Origin of the sequence: Paucibacter sp. PLA-PC-4 (genome assembly GCF_026241155.1) — a bacterium.
In the GTDB taxonomy this organism is placed as follows: Bacteria; Pseudomonadota; Gammaproteobacteria; order Burkholderiales; family Burkholderiaceae_C; genus Roseateles_E.
Genome location: NZ_JAPFGP010000015.1, coordinates 57953 through 84495 on the forward strand (window position 1 = coordinate 57953; position 26543 = coordinate 84495).

At 68.2% G+C, this 26543-nt stretch carries 28 protein-coding genes; 19 read left to right on the forward strand and 9 right to left on the reverse strand.

Annotation, left to right across the window (positions count from 1 at the left end):
* Nucleotides 1-9 precede the first annotated feature (9 nt).
* The 4 genes from OOZ63_RS21170 to OOZ63_RS21185 are packed head-to-tail and all read right to left on the reverse strand — an operon-like array spanning nucleotide 10 to nucleotide 3341.
* Entirely contained in the window at nucleotides 10-765 is a 756-nt protein-coding gene (locus OOZ63_RS21170; protein ID WP_266007598.1) for an ABC transporter permease, read from the reverse strand.
* Entirely contained in the window at nucleotides 765-1349 is a 585-nt protein-coding gene (locus OOZ63_RS21175; protein ID WP_266007599.1) for a VOC family protein, read from the reverse strand. The genes OOZ63_RS21170 and OOZ63_RS21175 overlap by 1 nt, the downstream gene beginning before the upstream one ends.
* Before the next feature lie 31 nt (nucleotides 1350-1380).
* Entirely contained in the window at nucleotides 1381-2382 is a 1002-nt protein-coding gene (locus OOZ63_RS21180) for an ABC transporter substrate-binding protein (RefSeq protein ID WP_266007600.1), read from the reverse strand.
* A gap of 32 nt (nucleotides 2383-2414) precedes the next feature.
* Complete coding sequence (locus tag OOZ63_RS21185) at nucleotides 2415-3341, reverse strand: fumarylacetoacetate hydrolase family protein (protein WP_266007601.1); 927 nt, start codon at nucleotides 3339-3341, stop codon at nucleotides 2415-2417.
* A 114-nt stretch (nucleotides 3342-3455) separates the two neighbouring features.
* Between OOZ63_RS21185 and OOZ63_RS21190 the strand changes: the two genes are divergently transcribed.
* From OOZ63_RS21190 to OOZ63_RS21230, 9 genes are all read left to right on the forward strand, one after another.
* The gene (locus OOZ63_RS21190) at nucleotides 3456-4436 is read left to right on the forward strand and encodes a 2-hydroxyacid dehydrogenase (protein ID WP_266007602.1); all 981 of its coding nucleotides are present in this window, start codon (nucleotides 3456-3458) and stop codon (nucleotides 4434-4436) included.
* A 20-nt stretch (nucleotides 4437-4456) separates the two neighbouring features.
* Complete coding sequence (locus OOZ63_RS21195) at nucleotides 4457-6082, forward strand: L,D-transpeptidase family protein (RefSeq protein ID WP_266007603.1); 1626 nt, start codon at nucleotides 4457-4459, stop codon at nucleotides 6080-6082.
* Between the two features lie 17 nt (nucleotides 6083-6099).
* On the forward strand, nucleotides 6100-6648 hold the full coding sequence (locus tag OOZ63_RS21200; protein ID WP_266007713.1) for a YcbK family protein: 549 nt from the start codon (nucleotides 6100-6102) through the stop codon (nucleotides 6646-6648).
* A 117-nt stretch (nucleotides 6649-6765) separates the two neighbouring features.
* Nucleotides 6766-7284, forward strand: coding sequence for a hypothetical protein (locus OOZ63_RS21205; protein WP_266007604.1), 519 nt, complete (start codon nucleotides 6766-6768; stop codon nucleotides 7282-7284).
* A gap of 128 nt (nucleotides 7285-7412) precedes the next feature.
* Nucleotides 7413-8264, forward strand: coding sequence for an ankyrin repeat domain-containing protein (locus OOZ63_RS21210; protein WP_266007605.1), 852 nt, complete (start codon nucleotides 7413-7415; stop codon nucleotides 8262-8264).
* A complete protein-coding gene (locus OOZ63_RS21215) occupies nucleotides 8261-8647 on the forward strand; it encodes a hypothetical protein (protein ID WP_266007606.1) in 387 nt (128 codons plus the stop codon). The genes OOZ63_RS21210 and OOZ63_RS21215 overlap by 4 nt, the downstream gene beginning before the upstream one ends.
* A 48-nt stretch (nucleotides 8648-8695) precedes the next feature.
* The gene (locus OOZ63_RS21220; protein WP_266007607.1) at nucleotides 8696-9478 is read left to right on the forward strand and encodes a hypothetical protein; all 783 of its coding nucleotides are present in this window, start codon (nucleotides 8696-8698) and stop codon (nucleotides 9476-9478) included.
* A gap of 190 nt (nucleotides 9479-9668) precedes the next feature.
* Nucleotides 9669-10070 (forward strand): helix-turn-helix transcriptional regulator, encoded by a 402-nt coding sequence (locus tag OOZ63_RS21225; protein WP_266007608.1) that lies wholly within the window; start codon nucleotides 9669-9671, stop codon nucleotides 10068-10070.
* 4 nt (nucleotides 10071-10074) lie between these two features.
* Nucleotides 10075-11334: a type II toxin-antitoxin system HipA family toxin gene (locus OOZ63_RS21230; protein WP_266007609.1), complete on the forward strand. Its 1260-nt coding sequence runs from the start codon at nucleotides 10075-10077 to the stop codon at nucleotides 11332-11334.
* A 24-nt stretch (nucleotides 11335-11358) separates the two neighbouring features.
* Here OOZ63_RS21230 and OOZ63_RS21235 read toward each other — a convergent pair whose 3' ends face one another.
* Complete coding sequence (locus OOZ63_RS21235; RefSeq protein ID WP_266007610.1) at nucleotides 11359-11832, reverse strand: VOC family protein; 474 nt, start codon at nucleotides 11830-11832, stop codon at nucleotides 11359-11361.
* A 209-nt stretch (nucleotides 11833-12041) separates the two neighbouring features.
* On the opposite strand from OOZ63_RS21235, the gene OOZ63_RS21240 reads away from it, so the two are divergent.
* The gene (locus tag OOZ63_RS21240) at nucleotides 12042-12800 is read left to right on the forward strand and encodes a GntR family transcriptional regulator (protein ID WP_266007611.1); all 759 of its coding nucleotides are present in this window, start codon (nucleotides 12042-12044) and stop codon (nucleotides 12798-12800) included.
* Nucleotides 12801-12825: 25 nt separating this feature from the next.
* Here OOZ63_RS21240 and OOZ63_RS21245 read toward each other — a convergent pair whose 3' ends face one another.
* Nucleotides 12826-13929 carry a porin gene (locus OOZ63_RS21245; protein WP_266007612.1) on the reverse strand — a complete coding sequence of 368 codons (1104 nt, stop codon included), beginning with the start codon at nucleotides 13927-13929 and terminating at the stop codon, nucleotides 12826-12828.
* 205 nt (nucleotides 13930-14134) lie between these two features.
* Here OOZ63_RS21245 and OOZ63_RS21250 point away from each other — a divergent pair, with 205 nt between their 5' ends.
* The 5 genes from OOZ63_RS21250 to OOZ63_RS21270 are packed head-to-tail and all read left to right on the forward strand — an operon-like array spanning nucleotide 14135 to nucleotide 19352.
* On the forward strand, nucleotides 14135-16297 hold the full coding sequence (locus OOZ63_RS21250; RefSeq protein WP_266007613.1) for a xanthine dehydrogenase family protein molybdopterin-binding subunit: 2163 nt from the start codon (nucleotides 14135-14137) through the stop codon (nucleotides 16295-16297).
* Nucleotides 16294-17253 (forward strand): dihydrodipicolinate synthase family protein, encoded by a 960-nt coding sequence (locus OOZ63_RS21255; RefSeq protein ID WP_266007614.1) that lies wholly within the window; start codon nucleotides 16294-16296, stop codon nucleotides 17251-17253. The genes OOZ63_RS21250 and OOZ63_RS21255 overlap by 4 nt, the downstream gene beginning before the upstream one ends.
* Nucleotides 17254-17258: 5 nt before the next feature.
* A complete protein-coding gene (locus tag OOZ63_RS21260; RefSeq protein WP_266007615.1) occupies nucleotides 17259-17741 on the forward strand; it encodes a (2Fe-2S)-binding protein in 483 nt (160 codons plus the stop codon).
* Nucleotides 17734-18543 carry an FAD binding domain-containing protein gene (locus OOZ63_RS21265; RefSeq protein WP_266007616.1) on the forward strand — a complete coding sequence of 270 codons (810 nt, stop codon included), beginning with the start codon at nucleotides 17734-17736 and terminating at the stop codon, nucleotides 18541-18543. The genes OOZ63_RS21260 and OOZ63_RS21265 overlap by 8 nt, the downstream gene beginning before the upstream one ends.
* 17 nt (nucleotides 18544-18560) lie before the next feature.
* The gene (locus OOZ63_RS21270) at nucleotides 18561-19352 is read left to right on the forward strand and encodes an aspartate dehydrogenase (RefSeq protein WP_266007617.1); all 792 of its coding nucleotides are present in this window, start codon (nucleotides 18561-18563) and stop codon (nucleotides 19350-19352) included.
* Here OOZ63_RS21270 and OOZ63_RS21275 read toward each other — a convergent pair.
* On the reverse strand, nucleotides 19321-20310 hold the full coding sequence (locus OOZ63_RS21275; protein WP_266007618.1) for a LysR family transcriptional regulator: 990 nt from the start codon (nucleotides 20308-20310) through the stop codon (nucleotides 19321-19323). The two genes, OOZ63_RS21270 and OOZ63_RS21275, sit on opposite strands and share 32 nt — an antisense overlap.
* 33 nt (nucleotides 20311-20343) lie before the next feature.
* Between OOZ63_RS21275 and OOZ63_RS21280 the strand changes: the two genes are divergently transcribed.
* The 4 genes from OOZ63_RS21280 (at nucleotide 20344) to OOZ63_RS21295 (ending at nucleotide 24301) form a co-directional block, all read left to right on the forward strand.
* Nucleotides 20344-20949: a 3-hydroxyanthranilate 3,4-dioxygenase gene (locus OOZ63_RS21280; protein WP_266007619.1), complete on the forward strand. Its 606-nt coding sequence runs from the start codon at nucleotides 20344-20346 to the stop codon at nucleotides 20947-20949.
* Nucleotides 20943-21461: an SRPBCC family protein gene (locus OOZ63_RS21285; protein WP_266007620.1), complete on the forward strand. Its 519-nt coding sequence runs from the start codon at nucleotides 20943-20945 to the stop codon at nucleotides 21459-21461. Before OOZ63_RS21280 ends, OOZ63_RS21285 begins: the two co-directional genes overlap by 7 nt.
* Nucleotides 21462-21543: 82 nt before the next feature.
* Nucleotides 21544-22305, forward strand: coding sequence for a substrate-binding periplasmic protein (locus OOZ63_RS21290; protein WP_266007621.1), 762 nt, complete (start codon nucleotides 21544-21546; stop codon nucleotides 22303-22305).
* Between the two features lie 43 nt (nucleotides 22306-22348).
* The gene (locus OOZ63_RS21295; protein WP_266007622.1) at nucleotides 22349-24301 is read left to right on the forward strand and encodes a GGDEF domain-containing protein; all 1953 of its coding nucleotides are present in this window, start codon (nucleotides 22349-22351) and stop codon (nucleotides 24299-24301) included.
* Here the strand turns inward: OOZ63_RS21295 and radA are convergent.
* The gene (gene radA, locus OOZ63_RS21300) at nucleotides 24288-25652 is read right to left on the reverse strand and encodes a DNA repair protein RadA (protein ID WP_266007623.1); all 1365 of its coding nucleotides are present in this window, start codon (nucleotides 25650-25652) and stop codon (nucleotides 24288-24290) included. The genes OOZ63_RS21295 and radA overlap by 14 nt on opposite strands.
* Before the next feature lie 14 nt (nucleotides 25653-25666).
* Nucleotides 25667-26431: a hypothetical protein gene (locus OOZ63_RS21305; protein WP_266007624.1), complete on the reverse strand. Its 765-nt coding sequence runs from the start codon at nucleotides 26429-26431 to the stop codon at nucleotides 25667-25669.
* Nucleotides 26432-26543 lie beyond the last annotated feature (112 nt).

The window sequence follows — 26543 nt, forward strand, 5'->3', positions numbered from 1 at the left end:
GGACTCACCTTAGAAAGAGATGCCACGCCACCAGACGGCTTTGGCCAGGCGCTCGACCGCCGCATACAGCAGCACGGCCAGCGCGGTGATGGTCAGGATGGCGGCAAACATCAGGTCGGTCTGCGCATTCGCGGTGGCCATGGTCATCAGATGTCCCAGCCCCTCCTCGGCGCCGATGAACTCGCCAACGATGGCGCCGATCACGGCCAGCGGCATCGCGATCTTGATGCCGTCGACAAAGGCCGGCAGCGCCGCCGGCACCTGCAACCGCCAGAAGGTGTCCACGCGCGAGGCACCCAATGCACGGAAATGCTCGTCAAGATTGATGGCCACGTTTTGCATGCCGCCCAAGGTCGCGATCACGATGGGGAAGAAGGCGAATAAGAAGGTGGCCGCCACCTTGGAGCCGAAGCCATAGCCGAACCAGACGATCATCAGCGGCGCCAGCGCGATCTTGGGCATGCTTTGCAGCGCCGTGATCAGGGGATAGAGGGTGCGGCGCGCAAAGCCGCTCAGATGGATCAGCACCCCCAGCAGCACGCCGCCCAGCACTGCGGCCGCAAAGCCCACCAGCACCTCCAGCAGGGTCACCCAGGTGTTCTCCAGCAAGGCGCCGCGGGCGTTCCAGCCGGCCAGCAACACATCGGACAGCGGCGGTAGCAGGTAGCGGCGTATGCCCAGCCAGCCGACGCCGAACTCCCACAACAGGGCCAGCAGGCCCCAGAACGTCAGGGTCTCCAGCCAACGCTTGAGCATCGGGTTCATCAAGCCTGACCTCCGCCATCGGTCTTGTCGGTTTTCGCGCCACCCTGCTTGGCTACGACCACGGCGGCCGGCGGCGGCACGACAAAGCGCTCGAAACGGAACTGATCGAACGATTCGATGTTGCGCTCCCAGACCCTTGCCTCGTAGGGCCGGTCGACACTGATCTGTGTCATCTCGCAATAGAGCTCGACGTTGTTGCCGTCCGGATCCTTGAAGACCAGGAACAGGTTCTCGCCGGGCCCGTGCTTGCCGATGCCACGCACGATCTCGACGCCATGGGCCTGCAGCACGCCGACGGCCCGCTCCATCTCGGCCATATCGTCGACCAGGTAGGAGAAGTGCTCGACCCCGGGGCGGTCGTAGCGCGGCAGATCGTTGAGCGCGGGCGAATCCTTCGGGATCTGCGACAGCGCCAGATCATGGTGGTCGCTGCTGGCGCGCAGAAAAACCATCTGGTCGCTGATCCAGTCCGATACGGTCAGCCCCATCACCTCGGTGTAGAAGCGCACCGAGGCGTGGATGTCGCGCACCATCAGCACGATATGGCCCAGGCGACGTGGTCTTAGGCTTGCTCTTGTCTCCATGCTTGTCTGCTCCTGCTTAGGTCTGCGCGCTTCAGTCGCCGATGACGAAGCGGTTGGTGTAGATCTCGGCGCCGCGCACGGCGGCCGTCACATTGAAGGCCCTCTTCGCGAACTCCACCGTGCCATGCATGCGGTCGGCGCGGATATAGCCAGGCTTCTTGTTGTCGGCCGCGGGGTCGCTGATGATGGCCGTGGTTTCCTTGATCTGCTGCAGCAGGATTTCGCGGTTAAGCAGCTTGTTGCCGGCGACGATCAGGTCAGCCGCCTCCTCGGGGTTCTTGCGCATCAGCTCGTAGCCGCGGTAGGTGGCCTTGACGAAGCGCCGGACCAAGTCGGGGTTGCTCTCGATCAGCTTCTCGCTGGTGACGAGGCCGTTGCCGTAGATGTTCAGATTGAAGTCGCGGTAGGGCAGGGCGCCGAGCTTCTTGCCCTCGCGCGCCACCAGCGATTCCAGCAGCGGCTTGTTCGCGCCCTCCCAGCACTCGGCAAGGTCGATCTTGCCCTGCAGGAAGGAGGGGTTGATCACGGTGGGGTCCAGGCGCAGCAGCTTCAGATGGTCGGCCGGCAGCCCGTTGGCAGCCAGCCAGGCCGGCACGATGTTCTGTAGCGGCGAGGCCGCACCGCCGCCCAGGCTCAGGCCCTTCAGATCTGCCATGTTGCGCAAGGGCTTGCGCTTGCCATCTTGCAAATAGCACAGCGCGGCCGGCCACACCGTGTTGATCGCGCCCACCATCACCGTCTTGCCGCCGTTGGCGCGGTTCAGCATCACGCTGATCGGGTCGCCGTAGCCGAATTCGAACAGGCCCTGGTCGATCTCGTTGACGGTGCGCTGGCCGCCGTAGCCGCGCTGGGTCTGCACCTCGATGCCGGCCTCGGCGTAGTAGCCCTTGGCCGCGGCCACCAGCACGCCGCCGGTGCTACCCTGAGGCAGCCAGGCGAGGTTGAACTTGACCTTGTCTTGCGCAAGCGCGCTGCCTGCGCTGCAGGCTAGCGCGAGGGCGATGCCGCGCAGGACGGTGATGGAAGAGGGCATGGGGCTTCCTTGGCTGGGTTGGGGTGGGAGGTTCAGAGCGTGGCCGCGACGACGCGGTTGCGCAGCGTGCCGATCTGCTCGATGCTGGCCGTCATTACATCGCCTGGCTGCAGAAACCTGCCCTGGCCCATACCGACGCCGGTGGGCGTGCCGGTGGCGATCAGGTCGCCGGGGCGCAGCGTCAGCATCGACGACAGATAGGCGATCTGCTCGGCGATATTGAAGATCATGCCCTCGGCAGTGTCGTTCTGCATCAACTCGTCGTTGACCACCAGCCGCATGCGCAGCTTCTGCGGCTCGGCGATGCATTGTGCCGGCACCACCCAAGGCCCCATCGGGCCGAAGGTGTCGAAGCTCTTGCCGCGGAACCAGTCGTGTGTGAAGGGATAGTCGCTGCGGCGGTTCAGGTCGCGCGCGCTGATATCGTTGAAAACGGTGTAGCCAGCGATTACCTCATGGGCCTGCTCGACCGAGACGTGGCGGCAGCTGCGGCCGATGATCACGCCCAGCTCCACCTCCCAGTCCAGCTTGTGCGTCGCGGCCGGCTTGACCACATCCTCCTCGGTGGCAATCACGCTGCTCTCGGCCTTCATGAAGCAGTAGGGCGCGCTCTCGCTGCGCGCGATCAGCTTGGTGCCCATCTCGGCCGCATGCTCGTAGTAGTTGGACGCGGCGCCGAAGATGCGGCCCGGCTGGTAGGGCACCAGCAGCTTGTAGCTGCCGGGGGTCAGTGGTCGGGCGCGTCCGGCGGCGCGCTCGGCACGCAGGCGCTGCGCCAGCGCATCGACTGCGGCGCGCTGCTGCTCCCACTGCGTGATCACATGCTGGCTGCCCAGCAGCAGCGGGTTGGCCTCGGCGCCCAATGCGGCGGCGTCGTAGAGCTGCTCGTCCAGCACCAGCGCCGCGCGCGGGCCGGCGCCCTGCTCGTAGTTGGCGATGGCATACCAGTTGTTGTGCATCGGTGGTGGTCCTCGGTTTGTTGTTATGAATACAATATCATCCACATGTATACATGACAAGCAATTCAAGCGACGACTCCGGGAAGTCACCTACACGAAAGCGATGCGATGACCATGAACGATCCCCAGCCTGACCGCGAGCCGCTGCTGGTCCTGATTCCCCTGCAGCCCGAGGCGCTGGCGGCTCTGGACGAGCGCTATGCGCTGATCTACGAGCCGGCGGGCCTGCACGATGCCCAGGCCCTCAACTCACTGGGAGCGCGCCTGGGCGAGGCGCGGCTGGGCCGGCTGCGCGCAGTACTCAGCAATGGCAGCACCGGCCTGAGCGCGGCCGCGATGGCAAGATTGCCGGCGCTGGGGCTGATCGCCAGCTTTGGCGCCGGCTACGAAAATATCGACCTGGCGGCGGCGCGCGCGCGCGGCATCGCGGTCACTCACGCACCGGGCGTCAACAACGCCACCGTGGCCGACCATGCGCTGGGCCTGATGCTGGCGTTGGCGCGCGGCCTCGTCGGGCTGGACGCGGCCGTCAAGCGCGGCGATTGGGAGACCAGTCGCGCCGCCCGCCCGACACTCAACGGCGCCCGCCTGGGTCTGTTGGGTCTGGGGCATATCGGCCAGCACATCGCGCGCCGCGCCGAAGCCTTTGACATGCACATCGCCTACACCGCGCGCACGCCGCGCGCCGAGCTGCCCTACCGCCATGTGGCCGCGCTGACGACCCTGGCCGCCGAGTCCGACTTCTTGGTGCTGGCCTGTCCTGGCGGCCCGGCCACTCGCCATCTGGTCGGTCGCGAGGTGCTGCGCGCGTTGGGGCCGGCCGGCTATCTGGTCAATATCGCGCGGGGCTCGGTGCTCGACACGGCCGCGCTGATCGCAGCGCTGGAGGCCGGCGAGATCGCCGGCGCTGGGCTCGATGTGCTGGAGAGCGAGCCCGCCGTACCGGCTGCGCTGGCCGCCTCGCCCCGGGTGCTGCTGACTCCCCATGTCTCGGGCCGCTCGCCGGCCGCCCAGCATGCCCAGGTGGACAATGTGATCGGGAATCTGCAGGCCTTCTTCGCGGGCCGGGTGCTGCCCAGCGCCGTGCCCGTTTGAGTGGCTCTGATAATGGGGCGATGCGCGCTGCTCCCCGTGTCTTGATTCTCGTCATGCTGTCCGCTGTGCTGGCCACCGCCGCTCAGAGTCAGCCAGCGAGTTCCCCCTGGTTCGACCCCAGCGACCCCGGCCGGCCCACGCCGCAGGCCAGGCAGGCACTGGCGCTGCTGCAGTCAGCCGCTAGCCATGGGCTGGAGCCGCAGGACTATCAGGTTCAGGCGCTGGAGCGCTCACTGGCCGAGCTGCAGAACGGGGCCGAGCCGGCGGCCCGGGAACGCTTTGCCGAGCGGCTCAGCGCCGCGACCACCCGCTATCTGCAGGACCTGCACCGGGGCCGCATCGATCCGCGCAGCATCCACTACCGCTTCAGCCCGGCCGAGCGTCAGCCCTTCGATGCAGCCGCCTATTTGCAGCAGGCCCTGGCTGGTTCAGGTCTGGCGGCAGCAGCAACTGCTGCGGCCCCTCAGCTGCCTCTGTATGGCGATTTGCGCGAGGTGCTGGCCCAGTACCGCGCACTGGGCCAGCAGCACCCGGCCTGGCAGCGGCCGCTGGCGCCGCTGCCCGCAGCCGGCAAGGGGGGAAGAAAGCTTGAGTCCGGTGAGCCCTATGTGGACCTGGACCTGCTGGCCCGGCGCCTGGTCGCGCTGGGCGATTTGCCCGCTAGCCCTGCCGCTGCCGGCACTGATGCCGAGCCGGCGCAGCGCTATGCCGAGCCGCTGGTTGGCGCGGTGCGTGCCTTCCAGCGCCGTCACGGCCTGGGCGACGATGGCGTTATCGGCCCGGCCACGCTGGCCGAGCTGCAGGTGGCACCGGCCGCGCGGCGGCGCCAGATCGAGCTGACGATGGAGCGGCTGCGCTGGACCCCGCTGCAGCTGGCGCCGCGCATGATCACGATCAACATCCCGGAGTTCGTGCTGCGTGCCTACGAAGTCGGGCCCGGCCCCGAGGGTGCGATCAGGGTGCGCGAGGAGATGCGCGTCATCGTCGGTAAGGCCTTCAGCAGCATGCGCACCCCGCTATTCGATGAGACGATGCGCTATATCGAGTTCAGCCCTTACTGGAATGTGCCGCCCTCGATCGCACGCGGGGAACTGGTGCCCAGACTGCGCCGCGACCCAAGCCATTTCGAGCAGCAGGGCTTCGAGTTTGTCGACAGCGCCAGCGGCGCGGCCCGCGCGGGCGGACCCAGCGCCGCCACGCTAGACGCGGTGCTGGCCGGCCAGTTGCGCATCCGCCAGCGACCCGGGCCGCGCAATGCGTTGGGCGATATCAAGTTTGCATTTCCGAACAGCGACCATATCTATCTGCATCACACCCCGTCGGTGGATCTTTTCCAGCGTGAGCGGCGCGACTTCAGCCATGGCTGCATCCGCGTCGAGGACCCGCTGGCCCTGGCCCGCTTCGTGCTGCAGGAGCAGTCCGGCTGGGACGAGCCGCGCATCCGCGAGGCGATGAGCGCGGGCAAGTCCGCGACCCTGAAGCTGGAGGCCCCGATGCCCGTCCTGATCGCCTATGGCACGGCCCTGGTCAAGCAGACCGCCGGCCCGGTGCACTTCTTCGCCGACATCTACGGCCATGACCGCGTGCTCGATCAGGCGCTGCGTCAGCGCTCCGCCGCTCTGGCCAAAGCGGGGGCTGCGCAGTGAGCGGCCGGCGCGACTTCATGCGCCGTAGTGGCGCCGCCGCCTTGGGCGCAACTGCGTTGCTGGCGACCTCCAGCGCCGGCGCCGCCATGGCGGTCAGCGAGGCATCTGGCGCGCCGCAGCGTCTGCTGTCGCTGGCCCACACCCACACCGGCGAGCGCATCGCCCTGGTCTATGCCGCGGGGGCGTATTACCTGCCCGACGCATTGCAGCGGCTGAACCGCTTTCTGCGCGACCACTACAGCGGCGAGGTCGGTCGCATGGACCCGCTGCTGTTTGATCAGCTGCACCGCCTGCGTCAACAATTGAGATTAGAGCCGGACGCGGCTTTTGAGGTGATCTCCGGCTACCGCTGCGAGGCCACCAACAGCCGGCTCAGGAAGGCCGGCGGCGGCGGTGTCGCTACGCGTAGCCTGCATCTGCAGGGCCGCGCCATCGATGTACGCCTGCCCGGAGTGCCGCTCACCGCGCTGCGCGACGCCGCGCTGGCGCTGGGCGCCGGCGGTGTCGGCTACTACCCGGCGGAGCGTTTTGTGCATCTGGATACTGGGGCAGTCAGGCGCTGGTAGGTTTTGCGCAATTGGCTGATCTGACCCGCCTGACAATGCCTGCTGCATTAAAGAAACAGGCCAGGGCGGTCGCCCTTGCTCTGCATGGGCCAGCCCGCAACCTCACTGGAAATTGATATGTCAGGCCAAGAAACCACCGCCAGCGATGTTGCCGCCGCCCAGGCGCGGCTCGGTGCGGACCTTGTTGTCCCCGCATCGATCACCGCCGCGCTGAGCGGCTGGGCTAGACAGTTGGCGGAGGACGCGGCTACGCCGCTGCGTGATAGCCTAGCGCAAACAGAGGGCGACCTGGCTGCACTGCGGCAGTCGAACGAGCAGGCGCAAGTCGCGCTGGCGGATCGCGATGCCAGCATCGAGCGGCTGACGGTAGAACTGCGCCATGCCCGCGACATCGCGTCCAACGCCCTGGTCGGCAAGGCCAAGGATCAGCTGGCCATCGAGGGCAAGGACGCCCAGATCGCCGAGCTGCGCCGCCAGCTCGAGCGCCAGCTGACGAGCTCTGCGGGCGAGTCCGATGCGCGCCTGGCCGCCGAGATGGAGCTGGTCGGCGCGGTCACCGCGCGCGACAACCTGGCCGCCGAGGTCGCGGAGCTGCGCGCCCAGCTCGACGCCGCCCGCGCCGCGCGCAGTGCCTGATGCCGCGAGGGCCCGTGCCCTGACAACATAAGAAACACAGAGATACGCCGCGCGAAGCGCGGCCGATAACTGCGCTTGTGACACTGCCTCTCGTGCGCCATCCCGGCGCGTCGACCCGAGAGGCCCCGATGAGCATCCCCCTGTCCGCGCTGCTTCGCCGCTACGCCATCGCGCTGCTGCTGGGATCGATGGCGGGCGCGCTGTGGGCACAGGATGAAGGCATGCAGGCCTTCAAAGCCGTCTTTGCCGGCAACAAGCTGACGGGGCTGGAGCAGCTGATCGCGCGGCACCAGCGCAGCGGCGAGCCCTTTCCGATTGACCCGATGGGCGGCGCCACCGTGTTGCACAAGGCGATCCACCTCGGCGCGGGCGAGCCGGCGTTGCAGCGCCTGCTAGATGCCGGCCTGGACCCCAACGCACGCACCAGCGATGACGCTGAAACTCCCCTGCACTTTGCGGCCCGCTTCGGCTGCGGGCCTTGCGCGCGGCTGCTGATCGCACGTGGGGCCCACATCGCTGCGCTGGATGCCGAGGGCAGGCAGCCCATCCATATGGCCGGCTACGCAGCGGTGGAGGCCTTGCTGGACGGCGGTGCCGATCCGCTGGTCACCGACCCGCGCGGCAACGTGCCCCTTCACACGGTGTTCCACCCGCGCCTGCTGGTGGCCGGGGTGAATGTGCGCAACCAGGGCGGTCTCACGCCGCTGCACTTTGCCGCGCTGCACGACAGCGTGCGCGGCATCGACTGGTTGCTGGCGCATGGGGCCGACCCGCAGCTGCGCACCACGGCGCCTTACCGCTACCGAGCCCCCATCATGTCGCGCGCCTTCGGGCCGGGCGAGCCTCTCGCCGTCGGGGCACGCCCGCTCGATCTGGCGCGCCAGCGCGCCGAGGCCACGGCCTGGAACCTGCAGTCCCACAAGCACTCTGTGGCCCGTCTGGAGGCGGTGACGAAGACGCGCTGGCTGGGCCTGTGGTGAGGCGGCCCAGGACGAGACAGCCACGACTGCTGCTGCTGGCGCTGGCGCTGTTTTGGCGGCCGGTGTGGGCCGAGGACTTTGCCGGTTTCCACGCCCGTTTCCGTGCTGCCGTCAGCGTCCAGGACGGCCCGGCCCTGGCCGGCCTGAGCCGACTGCCCTTTTTGTTCGAGGGGCGCGCGCTAGACCGTGCCGGTTTCGTGCGCGAAATGCCGCGGCTGCTTTTTGCTGACGCTCAGCGCCGCTGCCTGGCCAGGCAGGCGGCGCTGCCGGATGGCGGCGATCGCTGGGTCGTGTTCTGCCGGCCCTACGCCTTTTATTTCGGCCGCGTGGACGGCCCCTACCGCTTCCTCGAGTTCGCCGCCGATGGCGAGGACGCTCCCTGAGTCATCGGTGCCACACCATCTCCACCCTCTGTCGCAAGGAGCATTGCCGTGAAACCCTGGAAAAAGATTGCCGCCGCCCTGTTGGGCCTGGCCAGCGTGGCGGTCGGCGCCGGCCTGTACCTGACTGCCGGCCTGGCCAGCACCGCCGACCAGTTCTTCAGCGCCGCACGCCAGCGGGACATGGCCGGCGCACGCGCGCTGCTGGCCCGCGAGCTGCGCGACAGTCTCAGTGAAGAAGGCCTGACGCGCCAGCTGCGCGGCCAGGGCATGAGCGACATTGCCGACACCAGCTGGTCGCAGCGCAAGGTCAGCGGCGCGCGCGGCGAGCTGCGCGGCACGCTGGAAGCTGCGAGCGGCGGCACCATCCCGGTCAGCATCACGCTGGTCAAGGAAGGCGATGCCTGGCGCATCCAGGCCATCGGGCGCGACCCGGCTGGCGTCGCCGACGCCACGACGCCAGAGCCGCAGCCGGCCTTGCCCGACGAGCGCGCCAAGGCCGAGATGGTCAAGCTGGCCATGCACGAGTTCACTGTCTCCACCCGCGAGCGCAGCATGGCGCGCTTTCATCGCAATATCTCGCAGCTGTGGCAGCGTCAGTTCAGCGTTGCCAAGCTCGACGAGGCCTACCGACCGCTGTTCGACATCGGCGATCTGACCGTGCTGAACAAGCACGAGCCGCAGATCGAGGCCGCCCGCGTCGACGCCCAGGGCGTGCTGGTGCTGCCCGGGCACTACCAGCTGCACAAGAGCCGTGTGGACTTCGAGCAGCGCTATGTGCTGGAACAAGGCCAGTGGAAGCTTCTGGCCTTCGATCTTGAGGTTCGCAGCTGAGCGCTGAGCGGCCCGACCTGCTGTAAAAAATACATAGATGTTGTCAATGTTTGATTTTTTCGACTATTTATGAATAAGCCCTGCTTGGAGTTGTCGAGCCCATGCCGAGTTCTGCGGATGCACACGAAGCCATTACCGCCTCAATTATTCATAGGATTGCAAAAAAACACAGATCAAATAATATCTATGTATGCCGCGACAGAACACCAGCCCTGCCAACTATCCTCAGGCGGTCTTGCAAGCGATTGAGCAGCTGGCTCAAAACATCGTTGTTGCGCGCAAGCGGCGTGGTGAAACGCAGGCGCAATGGGCCAGGAAGCTGGGGGTGTCGCAGCCGACCATGGCCCGCATCGAGCGTGGTGATCCGGCCGTGGCCATGGCCTCCTATGTGATGTGCATGTGGTTGATTAACCGGGCCGAGGGCCTGGCCGACCTGATTTCCCCGCTCCAGGACCATGCGGCCTTGGAGCGCGAGATCGGCAAGCTCGGTGGCAGGAAGCCGGTACCGGCCCGAACCCGGGCCGGCGCGAGCCGTACTGCGGCCGACGGCCTGGCTGCCTTGTTGTCGAGCACCCCACCAAAAGTCGGGTGAGCGGATGACGATCCCCGCCGTCACCCCGCAGACCTACATCCCTCAGGACCGGCTCTACGTCTGGATGCTGGTGAATCCTGCCGCGCCCACCCTGGTGGGCGAACTCGGGCTGTCGCAACTGGTCGCTGACTGCGCGAGCTTTCGCTACGACGCCCAGTGGTGGCACTTTGCACTCAGCGAGGACCTGCCCCTGCTGCAGGGCCAGGACTTCACGGCCGGTGAGAGAGGCAGCGCGCCGGGCGCGATCGACGATGCGCGGCCCGACCGCTGGGGGGAGCGAATCATTCGCCATATCGACCGGCCCGCCCGCTTGTCAATTCTGGAGATGCTGCTGTTTGCCGGCGACGACCGCTTCGGTGCACTCGGCGTCTCGGTCTCGGCCCAACAGTACGTGCCGCGTGCGATGGGCCCCTACCCGCAGCTGCGCGATCTGGCGCCGCTGAGTGCTGCTATCGAAGATGTGCAGACCCAAGCACCGCTTACGGCTGACATGCAGCGGCTGATCCAGCCCGGCGTGACGCTGGGCGGCGCGCGACCCAAGGCCTTGCTGCAGACCGACGCCGGGCCCTGCGTCATCAAGTTTGCCGAGCTGGATGACGCGGTGGACACGCCCCTGGTCGAGCATGCGACGATGACACTGGCGGCGCTGGCCGGCATCGAGGTGGCCGCGACCGGCGTGCTGCCCATTCCCCCGCGCCATGGCAGGGCGCGCCATGCGCTGACCATTGCGCGCTTCGACCGCCGGGGCGACTATCGTATGCATTGCCTGTCGGCCCGAACCGTGCTGCGCGCCGCTCGCCTGGACGAGAGCTATAGCGATCTGGCCACTGTGCTGCTGCGCCTGGGGCACCCGGATCGCCAGGGCGCGATGCGCGAGGAACTGTTCCGGCGCATGGTGTTCAACATCCTGATGGACAACACCGACGACCATGAGCGCAACCACAGCCTGCGTCTGGGCTTCGATGGCTACTACGAACTGGCCCCGGCATACGACGTGCTGCCCACGCTGCAAAACCTGGGCTACCAGGCGCTTTCGGTGGGCCGGGCCGGGGCACAGTCCAGCCTGGAGAATGCGCTGACCGGGCTCAATGAGTTCGGCCTCAAGAGAGCGCGCGCCATCGAGCTGATCCAGCAGGTGGCGCGCATGGTCGATCGATGGGAGCCGCACTTCAGGCGACTGGGTGTCAGCCCCGCCGACGCAGAGCTGTTGCGGGCGAGCATAGACCGGGACGCGCTGAGGCTGCAGCGCAAAGCCTTCTGCTGAAGCCTTCGCGCCGGCCGCCGCCTGTCAAAGCCCGCTGCGCTCGGCCTTTAGGTCCGGATGCCGCAGGGCCGGGCCGTCGGGTTGGGCACCGCCGTCCTTTGAGGCGCCGCCCCAGCCATGGTCGGTCAGGTCGATGATGACGCCGTTCGGGTCGCGGTACTTGACCTCGTAGAAGCTGTTGCCCTTTACCGGCACCTCGCCCATGTAGTAGGTGCCACCGGCGGCCTCGCACTCGGCCCGGGCCTGCTTGATCTCGTCGACCCAGAAGCCGATGTGGTGCAAGCCCACATAGTCGCGGCCGCGCTCGCCGGCGGCCTCGTCGGTCTTGTATTTCAGCAGTGCGATCGTCACGGTGCCGTCGCTCAGATAAATGCCGCGGGCCAGCGAGGAATCGGTCTCGCCGACCTTCTTCAAGCCGAAGGACTCGATGTAGAACGGGGCGACGGCCCAGGGGTCGGGCACCGAAATCGCGATGTGGCGCAGCTTGCCATTAGCCATGTGAGGGTCTCCTGTGGATGGGTAAGTGAGTGTCTTGGGTGATTGAGGTCGTATGTATACATGATAATTACCATGTATTCAATGAGCGCAGAACACGGATGTTATGTGTTTGGCGCAGTTAAAATCGCCGGGGCCAGGTCTTGCGCGCGCCCCTGGCCGAGCACCACGAACAAGGGCTGGCGCAGCCCGCACCCGGGGATTGATCACGCATGGCCAACAACGCATCCGCCGCCATCTGTCGCAGCCTGACCGACGACATCGTCAGCGGCAAACTGCCGCCGGGCCAGAAACTCGAGGAGCTGGTGCTGGCCGAGCGCTTCCAGGTCTCGCGCACGCCGATCCGCGAGGCGCTGCGCGAGCTGGCTGCGCGAGGGCTGATCGATCTGCAGCCGCGCAAGGGCGGCATCGTGCGCAGCATCGGGCTGAGCGATCTGTCCGACATGCTGGAGGCGATGGTGGAGCTGGAGGCGCTGTGTTGCCGCATCAGCGCCGAGCGCATGAGCGCAGTGCAGAAGAAGCAGTTGCAGATGCTGCAGCAGCAGAGCGAGGACTGCGTGGCGCGCGGCGATGAGGCCGGCTATCTGGAGCTGAACCACCAGTTCCACCAGCTGATCGGCGCCGGCGCGCAGAACCGCACGCTGACCGGCGTGCTCGACAGCCTGCGCGAGCGGCTGGCGCCGTTCCGCGCGGCGCAGAAGAAGGTCGAGCGCCGACTGAGCGTCTCGAACGACGAGCACCAGGCGGTGATCGCCGCCATCGTCGCGTCGAACGCCGAGGCCTCTTACGAAGCGATGCGCAATCACACGGCCCGCCTGTCCATCAATGTGCTGGAACTGCTGCGCGAGCAGCAGGCCGGCGAGGCGGCGGCGCCGACGGCGAAGGCCGCGCGGTCGCGTCGGACCCCGGCGGAGGCCAAGCCGCCCGCCAAGGCCGCGACGCGCGGCCGGCCGCGCAAATCTGCCGCCTGAGCCGCGATCCGGCATCGCTGCGCCCTCAGAAGCGATGCGTGATGCCCAGGCCCAGGCCCTGCGGATCCTGCCCCGCCTGCAGCCCGGCCAAGCTGTTGGCCGACAGGTTGTAGAGCGCGTCGGCGCCGTTGTTGATGCGGGTGTAGGCGGCCCACAGCTCGGTACGCTTGGACAGCGTGTGGCCATAGCCCAGCGACACCTGACTGGCGCCCGAGTCGCTGCCCGCCCGCGCGATGCCGCCGATGGCCGAGCTGGCATTGCCGCTGGAGCGCCCGGCCCGCACATAGGAGGCGCGCAGGCTGCCGCTGACGCCCAGCTGATGGGTCAAGGCCAGCTGCCAGGCATTGCGGCTCAGGTGCTGGCCCGGCGCCGGTTCGTAGCGCAGCCGCTCCCAACTGCCGCGCAGCCGTGTCGGTCCGAATGAATAGGCGATGCCGACGCGGTGCGCGCTGTCGGCGCTGCCGGGGCCGAAATACTCGCGGTGAAGCTCGTAGCCGTAGGCGGCATACAGCGGGCCCTGGCTGTAGCTGAGCAGGCCGGAGAACAGCTCGGGCGCGGTTCTGTCGGTCTTCTCCTCGCTGGGCGCCCAGGCCAGCCGGGCGCTGAAGCCCTTGATGCTGGGGCTCCAGTACTGAATCAGATTGGGCTGGCGGCGGTCGAAGGAGGAGGCCGCCGCGCCATTGGCCGCGGTCGCGAAGCCGTTGCCTATCAGGCTGTTGGAGGCAAAGATGCCTGCCGTGAAGGGATCCACCGCATAGATCGAGACAAAGCGCAACGGTGTCTCCCATTGGCCCAGCACCAACTCGCCCAGGCTGCCCTTGAGCCCGATGCCGGTGTTGCGGCCGCCCCAGGGACCTTCGCCGGTGTCGGCCCGCACATTGGTTTCGATCTGGGCCCAGACGCTGAGGCCACCGCCCAGATCTTCGCGGGCGCGAAAGCCCAGCACCGAGAGGTTATTGGCCAGACGCTTCAGGCTGCCCTTGCTGCCGCCGCTGACGATCTCGGCATCCACCTTCAGAAAACCGTAGATGCTGACCGCGCTGCCCTCGGCCTGAGCGAAGGCGGCGCCACTGGCGCCCAGCATGGCCACAGCAAACAGCGCGGCCAGCCGGCTGGTTCTGCGCGACACGGGGGTTGGAAAGGTCTTCTTCATAACATCGGCCTCGTTGCAATGGATGCTTAAATGATGCCATGTATACATGTAATGTAATAGGTATCCAAAATGTCTGAACTCCTTTGCATTCCGGTGAGGCAATCAATTCAGAAACAAAACAGCTGAATCAACAAATATTTTGCGTTTGTATTGCTGCGTTGCCCTGTGTCCAATCGCTCCCATGCCTACCGAACAAGCCGCTATCCACGACGTCGCCTGCGCCGGTTTCCTGCGCGTCGAAGACCCGGCCCTGCTGAGCGGGCGCGGGCGCTTTGTCGGTGACATCCGCCTGGCCGGCCAGGCCCACGCGGTCTTTGTGCGCAGCCCCCACGCCCATGCGCGACTGCTCGGCCTGGAGATGGCCCAGGCGCAGGCCCAGCCGGGTGTGCTGGCGGTGCTGGGCCCGGCCGATTTTGTCGGCCTGCGCCAGCCCCGCGTCAACCGCCTGCTCGCCGACATGAACCTGCCCGAGGCCGAGTTGGTGCCGCCCGACCGGGTGCTGGCGGTCGGCGCGCCTGTCGCCCTGGTGCTGGCCGAGAGCCGGGCCCAGGCCCAGGCGGCGGCCGATCTGGTGTGGGCTGACTACCAAGACCTGGCTCCGGCCTTGGATCATCAGCAATACGACGCGCCTGCTCTTTATCCCGGCCTGCCCGACAACGTCGCGCTGCGCAGCGAGTTCAGCGTGGGGCGTCTGCCCGAGAGCCCGCCAGCGGCCGAGGCGCAGATCGCCTTGCCCCGGGTCGCGCCGGCGCCCATGGAGCCGCGCGCCGCGCTCCTGAGCTGGGACGGCCAGGGCCTGCATGCCTGGCTGTCGACCCAGACCCCCAGCCGCGCCCGCGAGGACCTGGCGCTGGCGCTGGGCCTGGCGCTGGAACAGGTGAGGGTGGTGGCGCCCGATGTCGGCGGCGCTTTTGGCGGCAAGGCCTCGGTGTTTCCGGAAGACCTGATGCTGGCCTGGGCCGCACGCCGACTTTGCCGGCCGCTGCTGTGGCAAGCCACGCGTGGCGAAGACCTGCTGTCAGCCACCCATGGTCGCGCCGCTCGGCTGCAGGGCCGGCTGTGGCTGGACGCCGATGGCCACCTCGCTGCGCTGCAGGCCGATCTGCGCTTTGCGCTGGGCCACTGGTTGACCTACAGTGCGGCCGCGCCGCTGCGCAATGCCTGCCGCATCCTGCCCGGGCCCTACCGCGTGCCGGTGCAAGCGGTGTGCGGCGAGGGCCGCCTGTCCAATGCCGCTGCGGTGGGCATCTACCGAGGTGCCGGCCGGCCCGAGGCCGCCCTCTTGATGGAGCGGCTGATCGACGAGGCCGCCGCCGGCGCGGGCTTGGACCCGCTGGCGCTGCGTCTTCGCAATTGCTGGGCGCCGCAGCAGCTCCCCACCGACTGGCCCAATGGCCAGCGCCTCGATGCCTGCGATCTGCCGGCCCTGCTGCGCCGCGCCGCCGAGCTGTTCGGCTACGAAGAGCGCCGTGCCGATCAGGCTCGCCGCCGCGCGGCCGGCGAGCTGCTGGGCCTGGGCATCGCCCTGTATGTCGAGCCCTGTGGCCAGGGCTTCGAGAGCGTGCGCCTCACGGCCCATGCCGATGGCCGCTACCTGTTGTCCACCGGCGCCACGGCCCAGGGCCAGGGTCGCGAGACCAGCTATGCGCTGATCGCTGCCCAGGCGCTGGGCTGTGCGCCCGCCGACATTCGCGTGCTCCATGGCGACACCGCCACCTGCCCGGTTGGCATTGGCGCGCTCGCCAGCCGCAGCACGGCCATCGGCGGCAGCGCGGTGCTGAAGGCGGCGCAGCAGTTGCGCGCGGAGTTGGCCGCCGGCGCGGCGCGCCCGCACACCGTGGACCTGGTGCACGAGGTCGCGCACGAGGCCTGGGCGGCCGGTTGCGTGATGCTGGCGCTGGCCATCGATCGCGAGACCGGCCAGCCCCGCATCGAGGATCTGGTCTGGGTCGACGATGCTGGCCAGGTGGTCGCGCCGGCCCTGGTCCATGGGCAGCTGATCGGCGGCCTGGCTCAGGGCCTGGGCCAGGGCCTGATGGAGCGTCTGGTCTATGACGAGCAGGGGCAGCTCCTGACCGGCTCGCTGATGGATTACGCGCTGCCGCGCGCCGATGACATGCCGGCTCGCCTGCGGCTTGCGAGCCTGCCCACCCGCAGCGCCGCCAATGCGCTGGGCGCCAAGGGGGTCGGCGAGGCCGGCTGCATCGGCGCGCCCGCCGCACTCCTGAACGCCGCGCATGACGCGCTGCGGCCGCTGGGCGGCCGCCCACAACTCGACTTTCCGCTGACGGCCGAGCGCCTGTGGCGGGCCCTTCATCAAGACAACACGCAAAGCAAGCCATGAACTACAGCAAGCAGGACGCCAAGGCCTATGCCAAGGCTCACTTCACCGGCGTCTGGGCCGCGACCCTGACGCCTTTCGATACCAGCGGCGCCGTCGACGAAGATGGCTTTCGCGCCAATCTGCGCCACTGGATGGGCGGGCTCAAGCTCGGCGGACTGTTCGTCTGCGGCAAGCAGGGCGAGTCTTTCTCGATGTCGCTGGCTGAGCGCAAGCGCAGCTTCGAGATCGCCGCCGAGGAAGCGTCACGCCTGGGCTCGCGCACCGTGATGTCCTGCTCCGACACCAATCTGGACACTGTGTTGGAGCTGGGCCGCCATGCCCAGGTGGTGGGCGCCGACTGGATCGTCGTGCACAGCCCTGTGCTGCATTTCGGCGCCGATACCGACGAGACCATCTACGAGTACTACCGCCATATCAGCGAGCAGCTGGACATCGGCATCGCGATGTGGAACCACCCGGACTGCGGCTATCTGATGAGCCCGGAGCTGTGCGCCCGCATCGCCGCGCTGCCGAACATCGTCGCGATCAAGTACAGCGTGCCGCGCGAGATGTATGTCGAGCTGAGCCGCCTGGTCGGCGAGCAGATCCAGGTCAGCACCGCCTCGGAGGAGGAGTGGCTGGATAACATCGAGGAATTGGGCTGGCGCCTGTACCTGTGCTCGACCCCGCCGCTGCTGCTGCAAACCGGCGCTGACCAGCGCATCAACGACTACACCCGGCTGGCCTTCGAGGGCAAGTTCAAGGAGGCCAGGGTTGTGCGTGACAGCCTGGAGTCGGCGCGCCAAGCCTTCAAGGCCTGCAAGCCCAAGGGCAAGCCGCAGGCGCACAGCAAATACTGGCTGGAGCTGATGGGCCGCGTCGGCGGGCCGGTGCGCCGGCCGCTCTTGCCGCTGACCGAGGCCGAGAAGGCCAAGATTCGCGAGCAGTTTGCCCTCAGCGGCTTGAAGCTGGATTGAGCGCGATGCCGCGCCTCACACTCACCGTCAACGGCAAGGCGCAGGACATGGACCTGCCGGCCAACACCCTGCTGCTGGACCTGCTGCGAGAGCAGCTGGGCCTGAGCGGCAGCCACCGGGGCTGCGACACCGCCCAGTGTGGGGCCTGCACCGTGCTGCTGGACGGTCGCGCGGTCAAGGCCTGCAATCTGCTGGCCCTGCAGGCCAACGGCGCTGCGGTGCAGACGGTCGAGGGCCTGGCACCTGCAGTGGGCTGGCATCCCTTGCAAAGGGCTTTCTCCAAGCACCATGGCCTGCAATGCGGCTTCTGCACGCCGGGCATGCTGATGCGGGCTTGCGCGATGGCGCATGAGAGCGTGCCTGCCGAGCCCGGCCCGGTCAGCGCGGCGCTGGCCGGCAATCTGTGCCGCTGCACCGGCTACGAGGGCATCGTCACTGCGGTCTGCGAGGGCCTGACGGAAATGCGCGAGGGTGCGGACCATGCATGATTTCGAGTATTGCCGTCCCGGCTCGGTGGCAGAGGTGATGGCCCTGCTGCGCGACGGCGTCGATGCCAAGCTGCTGGCCGGCGGGCAAAGCCTGCTGGCGGCGATGAAGCTGGGCCTGATGGCACCGGCGCGGCTGATCGATCTAGGCGGCATCGCGGCGCTGCGCGAGAGCCGCGAGCAGAGCGGCTGCTTGCTGCTCGGCGCGATGCAGACCCATCGCGAGCTGGCCGCGTCGGCAGCGCTGCGCGCCTGGGTGCCGGGTCTTGCCACGATGGCCGGCCATATCGCCGATGCCCAGGTGCGGGCGATGGGTACGGTGGGCGGTTCGGTAGCCAATGCTGATCCCGCCGCCTGCTGGCCGGTCGGGCTGCTGGCACTGGACGCGAGCTTTGCGACCGACCGGCGCGAGCTCGCCGCAGATGATTTCTTCACCGGCTTCTTCGGCACCGCGCTGGCGCCGGACGAGCTGCTGTGCGGCCTGCGCCTGCGCCGACCGCGGCGTTTTGCCTATCTGAAGATCGAACAGCCGGCCTCGCGCTTCGCGCTGGTGGGCGTGGCCGTGGCACAGCTGAACGACGGCGCTGTGCGCGTCGCCGTCAGCGGTACGGCCCAGGGCGTGCAGCGTCTGCCCGCCTTCGAGGCCGCGCTAGTGCGCCGCTTCGAACCGGCCGCGCTGCAAGGTCTGCGCGTCGATCAAGACCTGATGGCCGGCGATCTGCATGCCGGATCCGACTACCGCGCCCATCTGGCGGCCGTGCTGGCCCGCCGTGTGGTGCATCAAGCCCTGGAGATGGCAAGGTGAAGCAAGACAACAAAGCAATGAGAGTGGCCCTGATCGGCCACGGGGCGATCGGCCGTGTGATCGCCGCCGAGCTGCTGGATCTGGGGCCTGCTGCCGGTGTCGAACTGGTGGGCGTGCTGTGTCGCCATGCGCAGGAGGGCGAGGGCCTGGGCGTGCCGGTGATGACCGAGATTGACTCACTGCTGGCTCTGGGCCCGCAGCTGGTGGTCGAGGCTGCCGGCCACGATGCGGTGCGCTGCCACGGCGAGGCCTGCCTGGAGGCCGGGGCGGATCTCTTGATCGTCTCGGTCGGCGCGCTGTCCGACGCGGCCCTGCTGGATGCGTTGCAACGCAAGGCCGGCGCCGAGGGGCGTCAGGTCTTGCTGCCGTCGGGCGCGTTGGCCGGGCTGGACTGGCTGCAGGCTGCGCGGCTGGCCGGTCTGCACAGTGTCTGCTACCGCTCGCGTAAACCGCCTCGGGCCTGGCGCGACACGCCGGCCGAGGCCTTGCTGGACTTGGCCGCGGTGAGGGAGCCGACTGTGTTCTTCAGTGGCACGGCCCGCGAAGCGGCGCGCCAGTATCCGAAGAATGCCAATGTGGCCGCGACCCTGGCGCTGTGCACGCTGGGGCTGGATGAGACCCAGGTCGAGCTGATCGCCGACCCGCAGGCCAGCGGCAATGTGCATGAGATCGAGGCGCACAGCCGGGTAGGCCGGATCAGCCTGCAGGTGCAGAACCTGCCGTCGCCCGACAACCCCAAGACCTCGCTGGTGACGCCTTACTCGGCGCTGCGCACCATCATGGCGCGGCGCGCCGCGGTGAGCGTTTGACAGCGACCGGAGCCTGCAGATGCGTCCTCAGATGCTCGACCATGGCGCGCGCCGCCGGCGACAGCGAGCGCTGCTTCAGCTGGGCCAGGCTCAGCTGGCGCAGCACCCGGGGCTCGGTCAGCGGCACGCCGACCAGGCCCTGCGGCGCGGCCCCGCCAGCCTTCAGCGCATAGGCCGGAAGGATGGCCACACCCAGGCCGGCGGCGGCCATCGCCATCGCGGTGCTGATATGGGCCACTTCTTGGGCCGGGCGCGGGCAGCCACCCAAAGGCGCAAAGCTCTGCTCGACCAGGGCGCGCAGCCCGCTGCCGGGCTTGATCAGCAGCAGCGGCTGGTCCAGCAGATCGGCCCAGCGCAGCTGCTTGGCGCCGGCCAGTGCATGGCGGGCGGCGCAGACCAGCACCATGGGATCGGCCAGCAGCGGTTCGAACTGCAGGTCGGGCTCGGCCGCGTCGTCGAAGGTGGCCAGTGCCAGGTCCAGCTCGCCCAAGCGCAGCTGACCGACCAACTGGTCGGCGCTGGCGTCCAGCAGGCTCAGTGCGATGCCGGGGTGGGCTGCCTGGAAGCTGTGCATCAGCTCGGGCATCATGCTGGCGGCCAGCAGCGGCGTCGTGCCCAGTCGCACCCGGCCGCGGCGCGCCTCGGCCACCGCGCGCAGGTCATGGGCGGCATGGTCCAGATCGGCCAGCACCCGCTCGACGGTGGGCACCAGCTCATGGCCGGCCTCGGTCAGCTCCAGCCGGCGCGTCGTGCGGTCCAGCAGGCGCAGGCCGAGCTCGGCCTCCAGCGCGCGTATCAGGGCCGACAGCGCCGACTGGCTCAGGAACAGCTGCTGGGCCGCACGGGTGAAACTGCCCTCGCGCGCGACGGCGGCAAAGCCGCGCAGCTGCTTGAGCGACACATTGGCGGGCCGCAGCTTGGTGGTGGTCGTGCTGGGAAGAAGAGGGTCGTTCGACATGGGCGGCCGGATCATAGATGGAGACTTTTCTAAATGCTTAAATTTGGACCCCCGCTGAATCTGCAGCGCTGGATTGCCGCGCACGCGGCCGAGCTGAAGCCCCCGGTGGGCAATCAACAGATCTGGCAGGACGCCGACTTCATCTGCACCGTGGTCGGCGGCCCGAACCAGCGCACCGATTTCCACGATGACCCGCAGGAGGAGTTCTTCTACCAGCTCAAGGGCACGGCCCATCTTCTGCTGTGCGAGCGCGGCCAGTACCAGCGCGTCGGGCTGCGCGAGGGCGACATCTTCTTGCTGCCGCCCCATGTGCGCCACTCGCCGCAGCGGCCCGAGGCCGGCAGCGTCTGCCTGGTGATCGAGCGCCAGCGCGCGCAGGGCGTGATCGACGCGTTCGAGTGGACCTGCGCTCATTGCGGTGGCCTCGTGCTGCGCCGCGAGGTGCAGCTGCAAAGCATCGTCAACGACCTGCCCAGGGTTTACCAGACCTTCTATGACACCCCGGCCGAGCAGCGCCGCTGCGCCGGCTGCGGCGAGATCCACCCCGGCCGTGCCTGGCGCGACTGGCATGCGGTGTTGGCCGCCAAGCATGGCCACGCCGCCGTTCCTCTGTCCACGGACCTGCCCTCAACATGTTGATCAAGAACGAGAAACTGCTGCGCTGCGGGCAGGCCGCGGTCTGGGCGGCGCTGAACGACGATGCGGTGCTGCAGGCCAGCATTCCCGGCTGCGAGAGCCTGCGGCGCAGCGCGCCCGAGCAACTGGAGGCGGTGGTCGCTGCAGCGCTGGGCCCGGTGCGCGCGCGCTTCACCGGAAAGCTGAGCCTGGCCAATATCGAGGCGCCGCATGGCTACCGACTCAACTTCGAGGGCCAGGCCGGCCCGGCTGGCTTCAGCAAGGGCACGGCCAGCGTGCGGCTGACGCCGCAAGGCCCGGACCTGACCCTGCTCAGCTACGAGGCCCAGGTGCAGATCGGCGGCAAGCTGGCCCAGATCGGCTCGCGCGTGATCGAGGCCGCCGCGCAGAAGATCATCGGCGAGTTCTTCGGTCGCTTTGAGGCCCAACTGGCGGCGCCGGTCGCAGCCCCACTGCCCGTCAGCGACGGCCTGTGGGCCCGGCTGCGGCGCTGGCTGCGCGGCCGACTGTTCTAGGCCTGTCACCCGGCTTGCCGTATTCTTGGCCCCGTCTGGGCTGCGGCGGGAGGCCGTTGTGTGTCGTCAAAAGAAGCACTGGATGCTGCTGCTCGTGCTGGCCGGCTGCCTGGGCCTGGCGCAGGCCAGGCCCGACTGCTCGCGCCCGCTGAGCCTTGCCTTGCATGACCATGGCCTGCTGTATTCTGCCGAGACCGGTGAGGGCATCGACAAGGACATCGCTGATGAACTGGCGCGGCGCAGCGGCTGCCGCTTCCATGTCTCGCTGCTGCCGCGCGCACGCATCTGGCAGCTGATCGAATCGGGTGCGCTGGACTTCAGCCTGTCGGGTATCAGCAACGCCGAGCGCGAGAAGTTCGCCGCATTCGCCTGGTATTTCTCCAACAAGTACTATCTGCTCGTGCGCCGCGATGCTCAGGTCGCGCGGTTGGAGGACTTCGAGCGCAACCCCCGGCTGAAGCTGGGTGTGATCCGCAGCTTCCGCTATAGCGCTAGCGCGAATCGCCTGGTCGATGTGGTCGGTGCCCGGCAAGGCATAACCCTTTCCTCGGGCCTGGCGCCGCTGTTCAAGGCCCTGCAGGCCAGCCAGATCCAGGCCATGATCGTCGAGCCCTTCGACTACCCGACGCTGGAGTCGGAGCGCTTGCGCGAGCTCAGCCAGATCATCGAGTTCGGCGACCCACCGGTGCCGCACGGGCTCATCATGTCGCGCGCCAGCCTGTCAGAGGCCGAGCAGGGCCGCTGGCGGGCCCTGGTCGACGAGATGCGGCGTGATGGCACGGTGCTGCGCATATTTGAGAAATATTTCAAACCCGAGCTGGCAAGGGCTATGGTTCAGTTCTGAAGTCAAGAGGTCCTGCATCTTGGGCACCACCGCTCCACATGCCATGGGTTTGCGCTGGCGCGGCTTGCCGTGGCTGGTGCTGGCCGCCGGCCTGGGCCTGAGCCTGCTGGTCTGGCAGCAGCAGTGTCGTCACGAGGAGCGGCAACTGCGCACCGCTTTCGACGCCAGCCTGCGCGATGTCGGTCAGCGCGTCGAGCAGCGCATGGCGGCCCATGAGCATCTGCTGCAGGGGCTGCGTGGTTTTGTCGAGGCTTATCCGCAAACCGATGCTGCGGCGCTGCGGCGCTATGTCGATGCCTTGCCGCTGGGTGCCGACTACGCCGGGCTGCAGGGCCTGGGCCTGGCCTTGCTGGTCAATGCCGCCGACCTGCCCGAGCTGCTGCGCCGCCAACGCCTGGCCGGCAACGAGTCCTTCCGGATTTGGCCCGAGGGCCAGCGCCCGCATCATGCCCCGGTAGTGCAGATCGAGCCCGGCGTCGAGCGCAACCAGCTGATGCTGGGTCGAGATCTGCTGGCCGAACCGCTGCTGGCCGAGGTGCTGGAGGCGGCGCGCGACTCTGGCCGGCTGGCGCTTTCGACCAAGCTGGCCCTGCCTGGCCTGCAGAACGGGAACCCGGCTGGCTTCTTGATGGCCTTGCCGATCTACCGCGGCAATGAGCCGCCGACCTCGGTGACGCAGCGGCGCGAGCGGCTGCGCGGCTGGGCGGTGGCGCCGGTGCTGGTGCAGGAGCTGATGGCCAGCCTCTACGGTGAGCTGCCGCCCGGCCTGCTGCTGGCGCTGTACGACGGCCAGGAGCTGGCCGCGGACCGGCTGCTGTACCGCTCGGTGCTCGCGACCGAGGACGAGCGCGTCCGGCCGTTGCTGCAGGCGCAGGAATTTCTGGTGGTGGGCGGCCACACATGGACGGTGAGCTTGCAGGCTCAGCCGCGTTTTGCCAGCCTGCGCGGCGCGCTTGGCACCGAAGCCGTCTTGCTGGCCGGCGCCGGCCTGTCGGGGCTGCTGTCGCTGCTGGCCTGGTTGCTGGCCACCTCGCGAGGCCGAGCGCTGGCGCTGGCCGAGCGAATGACCCGGGCGCTGCGCGAGAGCGAGCAGCGCTGGGCCTTCGCCCTGGAAGGGGCCGGCGACGGCGTCTGGGATCTGCACACCGCCGATGGCAGCATCAGCAGCTCGGCGCGCTGGAAGACCATCATGGGGCTGCGGCCCGGCCAGGGCGAGCCGAATCTGTCGCAGTTGCTGGCCTGCACCCATCCCGAGGATCTGCCGCGCCTGCAGTCCGAGCTGCAGCGCTGCCTGGATGGGCAGAGCCCCAGCCTGGTCAGCGAATACCGGGTGGCCAGTGGCAGCGGCGGCTGGAACTGGGTGCTGGCTCGCGCTACCGTGGTCGAGCGCGGCGAGCAGGGCCGGCCGCTGCGCATCATCGGCACGCTGTCCGATATCAATGCACGGCGCCAGTCCGAGGAGCGGTTGCGCTTCATGGCGCTGCACGACCCGCTGACCGAGCTGGCCAATCGCGCCCATTTCGACGAGCGCATGCATTTCGCGCTGGCCAATTCGCGCCGCTACAACGAGAACCTGGGCTTGATCCTGCTAGACCTGGACCGCTTCAAGCCCATCAATGACCAGTTCGGCCATGCGGTGGGCGACCAGCTGCTGCAGACCGTGGCGCGCCGCATCAAGGGCTCGGTGCGCGAGACCGACACGGTTGGCCGCATCGGCGGCGACGAGTTTGTCGTGCTTCTCACCGGCCCGGTGACGCGCGAGACCGCCCAGCTGGTGGCCGACAAGATCTTCAACCAGGTAGCACTGCCGATGGAGCTCAACGGCCTGCATATAGAGATCACCTGCTCGCTGGGCCTGGCGCTCTATCCCGAGGACGGCCAGGACGAGCTGAGCCTGACCAAGGCGGCCGATGACTCGATGTACCGCAACAAGCGCGCCGGTCGGCGTCTGATGGGTGGCGAGACTCGGGCGCCGGGCGAGTTCAAAGCCCCCTGACCAGATCCATCGCGTCCTCGATGCGCTCGACCGCATGCACGGTCAGGCCTTCGATGGGTTTCTTCGGGGCATTGGCCTTGGGCACGACGGCGACGCTGAAACCGAGCTTGGCCGCCTCTTTGAGCCGCTCCTGGCCGCGCGGCGCCGGCCGCACCTCGCCGGCCAGACCGACCTCGCCAAAGGCGATGAAGCCTTTGGGCAGCGGCCGCCCGCGCAGCGAGCTCTGAATCGCCAAAAGCACGGCCAGATCGGCCGCCGGCTCGCTGATGCGCACGCCGCCCACCGCGTTGACGAACACATCCTGGTCCATGGTCGCGACGCCGGCATGGCGATGCAGCACGGCCAGCAGCATCGCCAGCCGGTCACGGTCCAGGCCGACGCTCAGGCGGCGCGGGCTCGGTCCGCCGCTGTCGACCAGGGCTTGCAGCTCGACCAGCATAGGCCTGGTGCCTTCCAGCGTCACCAGCACGCAGCTGCCCGGCACCGGCTCGCCATGGGTGGACAAAAAGATGGCGCTGGGATTGGCCACGCCCTTGAGTCCCTTGTCCGTCATCGCGAACACGCCGATCTCGTTGACCGCGCCGAAGCGGTTCTTGATCGCGCGCACCAGGCGGAAGCTGCTGTGGGTGTCGCCCTCGAAGTACAGCACCGTGTCGACGATGTGCTCGAGCACCCGAGGCCCGGCCAGCGCGCCCTCCTTGGTGACATGGCCCACCAGCACCATCGAGCAGCCGCTGGCCTTGGCCGTGCGGGTCAGATGGGCCGCGCATTCGCGTACTTGGGCCACCGAGCCTGGCGCCGAGCTGAGATGTTCGGAGTAGACGGTCTGGATCGAATCGATCACGCAGAACGCCGGCTGCTCGACCTCGATCGTCGCCAGGATCTTCTCCAGGCTGATCTCAGCCAACACCCGCACCTTCGCGCCGGCCAAGCCCAGCCGGCGCGAGCGCATCGCAATCTGGGCGCCCGATTCCTCGCCGGTCACGTAGAGCACCGGCAGCCGGGACGACAAATCGTCGATTGCCTGCAGCAGCAAGGTGGACTTGCCGATGCCCGGGTCGCCGCCGATCAGCACCACGCCGCCGGCCACGATGCCGCCACCCAGTACCCGGTCCAGTTCCTCCTGGCCGGTGGGCGTGCGCTCGAAGTCACTGGCCTCGATCTCGCTGAGCGTGGCCACCGGCTGGCTCTTGGCCAGGGCCTGGAAGCGGTTCTTGCCGCCGCTGCCGCCGGCCTCCGCCGGGCCTTCTATCAAGGTATTCCAGGCCCCGCAAGCCGGGCATTTGCCCAGCCATTTGGCGCTGGTCCCGCCGCATTCGGAGCAGGTGAAGATGGTTTTGTCTTTGGCCATGAGGGCGGATTGTCCTAGCTGTGACGCCACAGGCTCAGCGCATGTGGCAGCGACTGCGCGTGGGGCAGCCAGTGGTCGATCGCCGCGCCGAGCGCCACACCAAACACCAGCGTCGCCAGCGCCCCTCGCCAGGTGTGCCCCAGCGCCCGCAGCAGCCAGCCCTCACGCTGGCGCCGCCAGGCGAAGCCACCGGCCAGCGCGGCCAGGGCCACCTCGACCGCCACCGCCATCAGCACCTCGACGCCGAACAGCGCAAACACCCCGGCGCCCAGCAGCCCGGCCAGCAGGCCGGCGATGGCCAGCACCGCGACCAGCGGCCGAACCACCACCGCGCCCTCGTCGAGGGCCCCCAGTGCCTCTCCGCCAACCTTCAGTGCGCCCTCGGCGAAGTCGCCGCTGGCACCGCCGCCGCCGAAGTCGCCGCCCCCACCGCTACTGAACTCAGGCCCGCAGGAGCCGCCCCGGCGCGGCAAGGGCAGTTCGCCGGCGAGCTCGGCCGCATCGAGCGAGCCTTCTTCGCGGCTGAGCAAATAGGCCGCCCAGACCCGCAACAGACCGAGATAGACCAGGTAAGTGAAGGGCAAGACCAGCGCAAAGCGCCAGGCCAGCGATTCGACACCCGCTATGCGCAGCAGGGCGCCACCCAGCCACAGGCAGCCCAGGGTGCAGGCCGCGATCAGCAGTACATGCAGGCGTAGCCAGCGCTCTTGCCGCAGGCGATGCCGGGTTTGATCGATGAGCTTGCGCTCACTTCGAAGCTGAGAAGCCTGATTGTGCATTGATCCTCCTGCTATTGTCCGTACCGTTCCCGGCACCGTCTGCCGCACGACTGTAAAGCCCGTGACGGCGCGATCCGGCCCGCCCGTGCTACAAAGCCTGCTTGCGGCGGGC

Bases quoted from the DNA above. Each gene is read 5' to 3' on its own strand.
- OOZ63_RS21170 (WP_266007598.1), bottom strand. From the start codon at position 765: ATGAACCCGATGCTCAAGCGTTGGCTGGAGACCCTGACGTTCTGGGGC.
- OOZ63_RS21175 (WP_266007599.1), bottom strand. From the start codon at position 1,349: ATGGAGACAAGAGCAAGCCTAAGACCACGTCGCCTGGGCCATATCGTG.
- OOZ63_RS21180 (WP_266007600.1), bottom strand. From the start codon at position 2,382: ATGCCCTCTTCCATCACCGTCCTGCGCGGCATCGCCCTCGCGCTAGCC.
- OOZ63_RS21185 (WP_266007601.1), bottom strand. From the start codon at position 3,341: ATGCACAACAACTGGTATGCCATCGCCAACTACGAGCAGGGCGCCGGC.
- OOZ63_RS21190 (WP_266007602.1), top strand. From the start codon at position 3,456: ATGAACGATCCCCAGCCTGACCGCGAGCCGCTGCTGGTCCTGATTCCC.
- OOZ63_RS21195 (WP_266007603.1), top strand. From the start codon at position 4,457: ATGCGCGCTGCTCCCCGTGTCTTGATTCTCGTCATGCTGTCCGCTGTG.
- OOZ63_RS21200 (WP_266007713.1), top strand. From the start codon at position 6,100: ATGCGCCGTAGTGGCGCCGCCGCCTTGGGCGCAACTGCGTTGCTGGCG.
- OOZ63_RS21205 (WP_266007604.1), top strand. From the start codon at position 6,766: ATGTCAGGCCAAGAAACCACCGCCAGCGATGTTGCCGCCGCCCAGGCG.
- OOZ63_RS21210 (WP_266007605.1), top strand. From the start codon at position 7,413: ATGAGCATCCCCCTGTCCGCGCTGCTTCGCCGCTACGCCATCGCGCTG.
- OOZ63_RS21225 (WP_266007608.1), top strand. From the start codon at position 9,669: ATGCCGCGACAGAACACCAGCCCTGCCAACTATCCTCAGGCGGTCTTG.
- OOZ63_RS21230 (WP_266007609.1), top strand. From the start codon at position 10,075: ATGACGATCCCCGCCGTCACCCCGCAGACCTACATCCCTCAGGACCGG.
- OOZ63_RS21235 (WP_266007610.1), bottom strand. From the start codon at position 11,832: ATGGCTAATGGCAAGCTGCGCCACATCGCGATTTCGGTGCCCGACCCC.
- OOZ63_RS21240 (WP_266007611.1), top strand. From the start codon at position 12,042: ATGGCCAACAACGCATCCGCCGCCATCTGTCGCAGCCTGACCGACGAC.
- OOZ63_RS21250 (WP_266007613.1), top strand. From the start codon at position 14,135: ATGCCTACCGAACAAGCCGCTATCCACGACGTCGCCTGCGCCGGTTTC.
- OOZ63_RS21255 (WP_266007614.1), top strand. From the start codon at position 16,294: ATGAACTACAGCAAGCAGGACGCCAAGGCCTATGCCAAGGCTCACTTC.
- OOZ63_RS21260 (WP_266007615.1), top strand. From the start codon at position 17,259: ATGCCGCGCCTCACACTCACCGTCAACGGCAAGGCGCAGGACATGGAC.
- OOZ63_RS21265 (WP_266007616.1), top strand. From the start codon at position 17,734: ATGCATGATTTCGAGTATTGCCGTCCCGGCTCGGTGGCAGAGGTGATG.
- OOZ63_RS21270 (WP_266007617.1), top strand. From the start codon at position 18,561: ATGAGAGTGGCCCTGATCGGCCACGGGGCGATCGGCCGTGTGATCGCC.
- OOZ63_RS21275 (WP_266007618.1), bottom strand. From the start codon at position 20,310: ATGTCGAACGACCCTCTTCTTCCCAGCACGACCACCACCAAGCTGCGG.
- OOZ63_RS21280 (WP_266007619.1), top strand. From the start codon at position 20,344: ATGCTTAAATTTGGACCCCCGCTGAATCTGCAGCGCTGGATTGCCGCG.
- OOZ63_RS21285 (WP_266007620.1), top strand. From the start codon at position 20,943: ATGTTGATCAAGAACGAGAAACTGCTGCGCTGCGGGCAGGCCGCGGTC.
- OOZ63_RS21290 (WP_266007621.1), top strand. From the start codon at position 21,544: ATGCTGCTGCTCGTGCTGGCCGGCTGCCTGGGCCTGGCGCAGGCCAGG.
- OOZ63_RS21295 (WP_266007622.1), top strand. From the start codon at position 22,349: ATGGGTTTGCGCTGGCGCGGCTTGCCGTGGCTGGTGCTGGCCGCCGGC.
- radA (WP_266007623.1), bottom strand. From the start codon at position 25,652: ATGGCCAAAGACAAAACCATCTTCACCTGCTCCGAATGCGGCGGGACC.
- OOZ63_RS21305 (WP_266007624.1), bottom strand. From the start codon at position 26,431: ATGCACAATCAGGCTTCTCAGCTTCGAAGTGAGCGCAAGCTCATCGAT.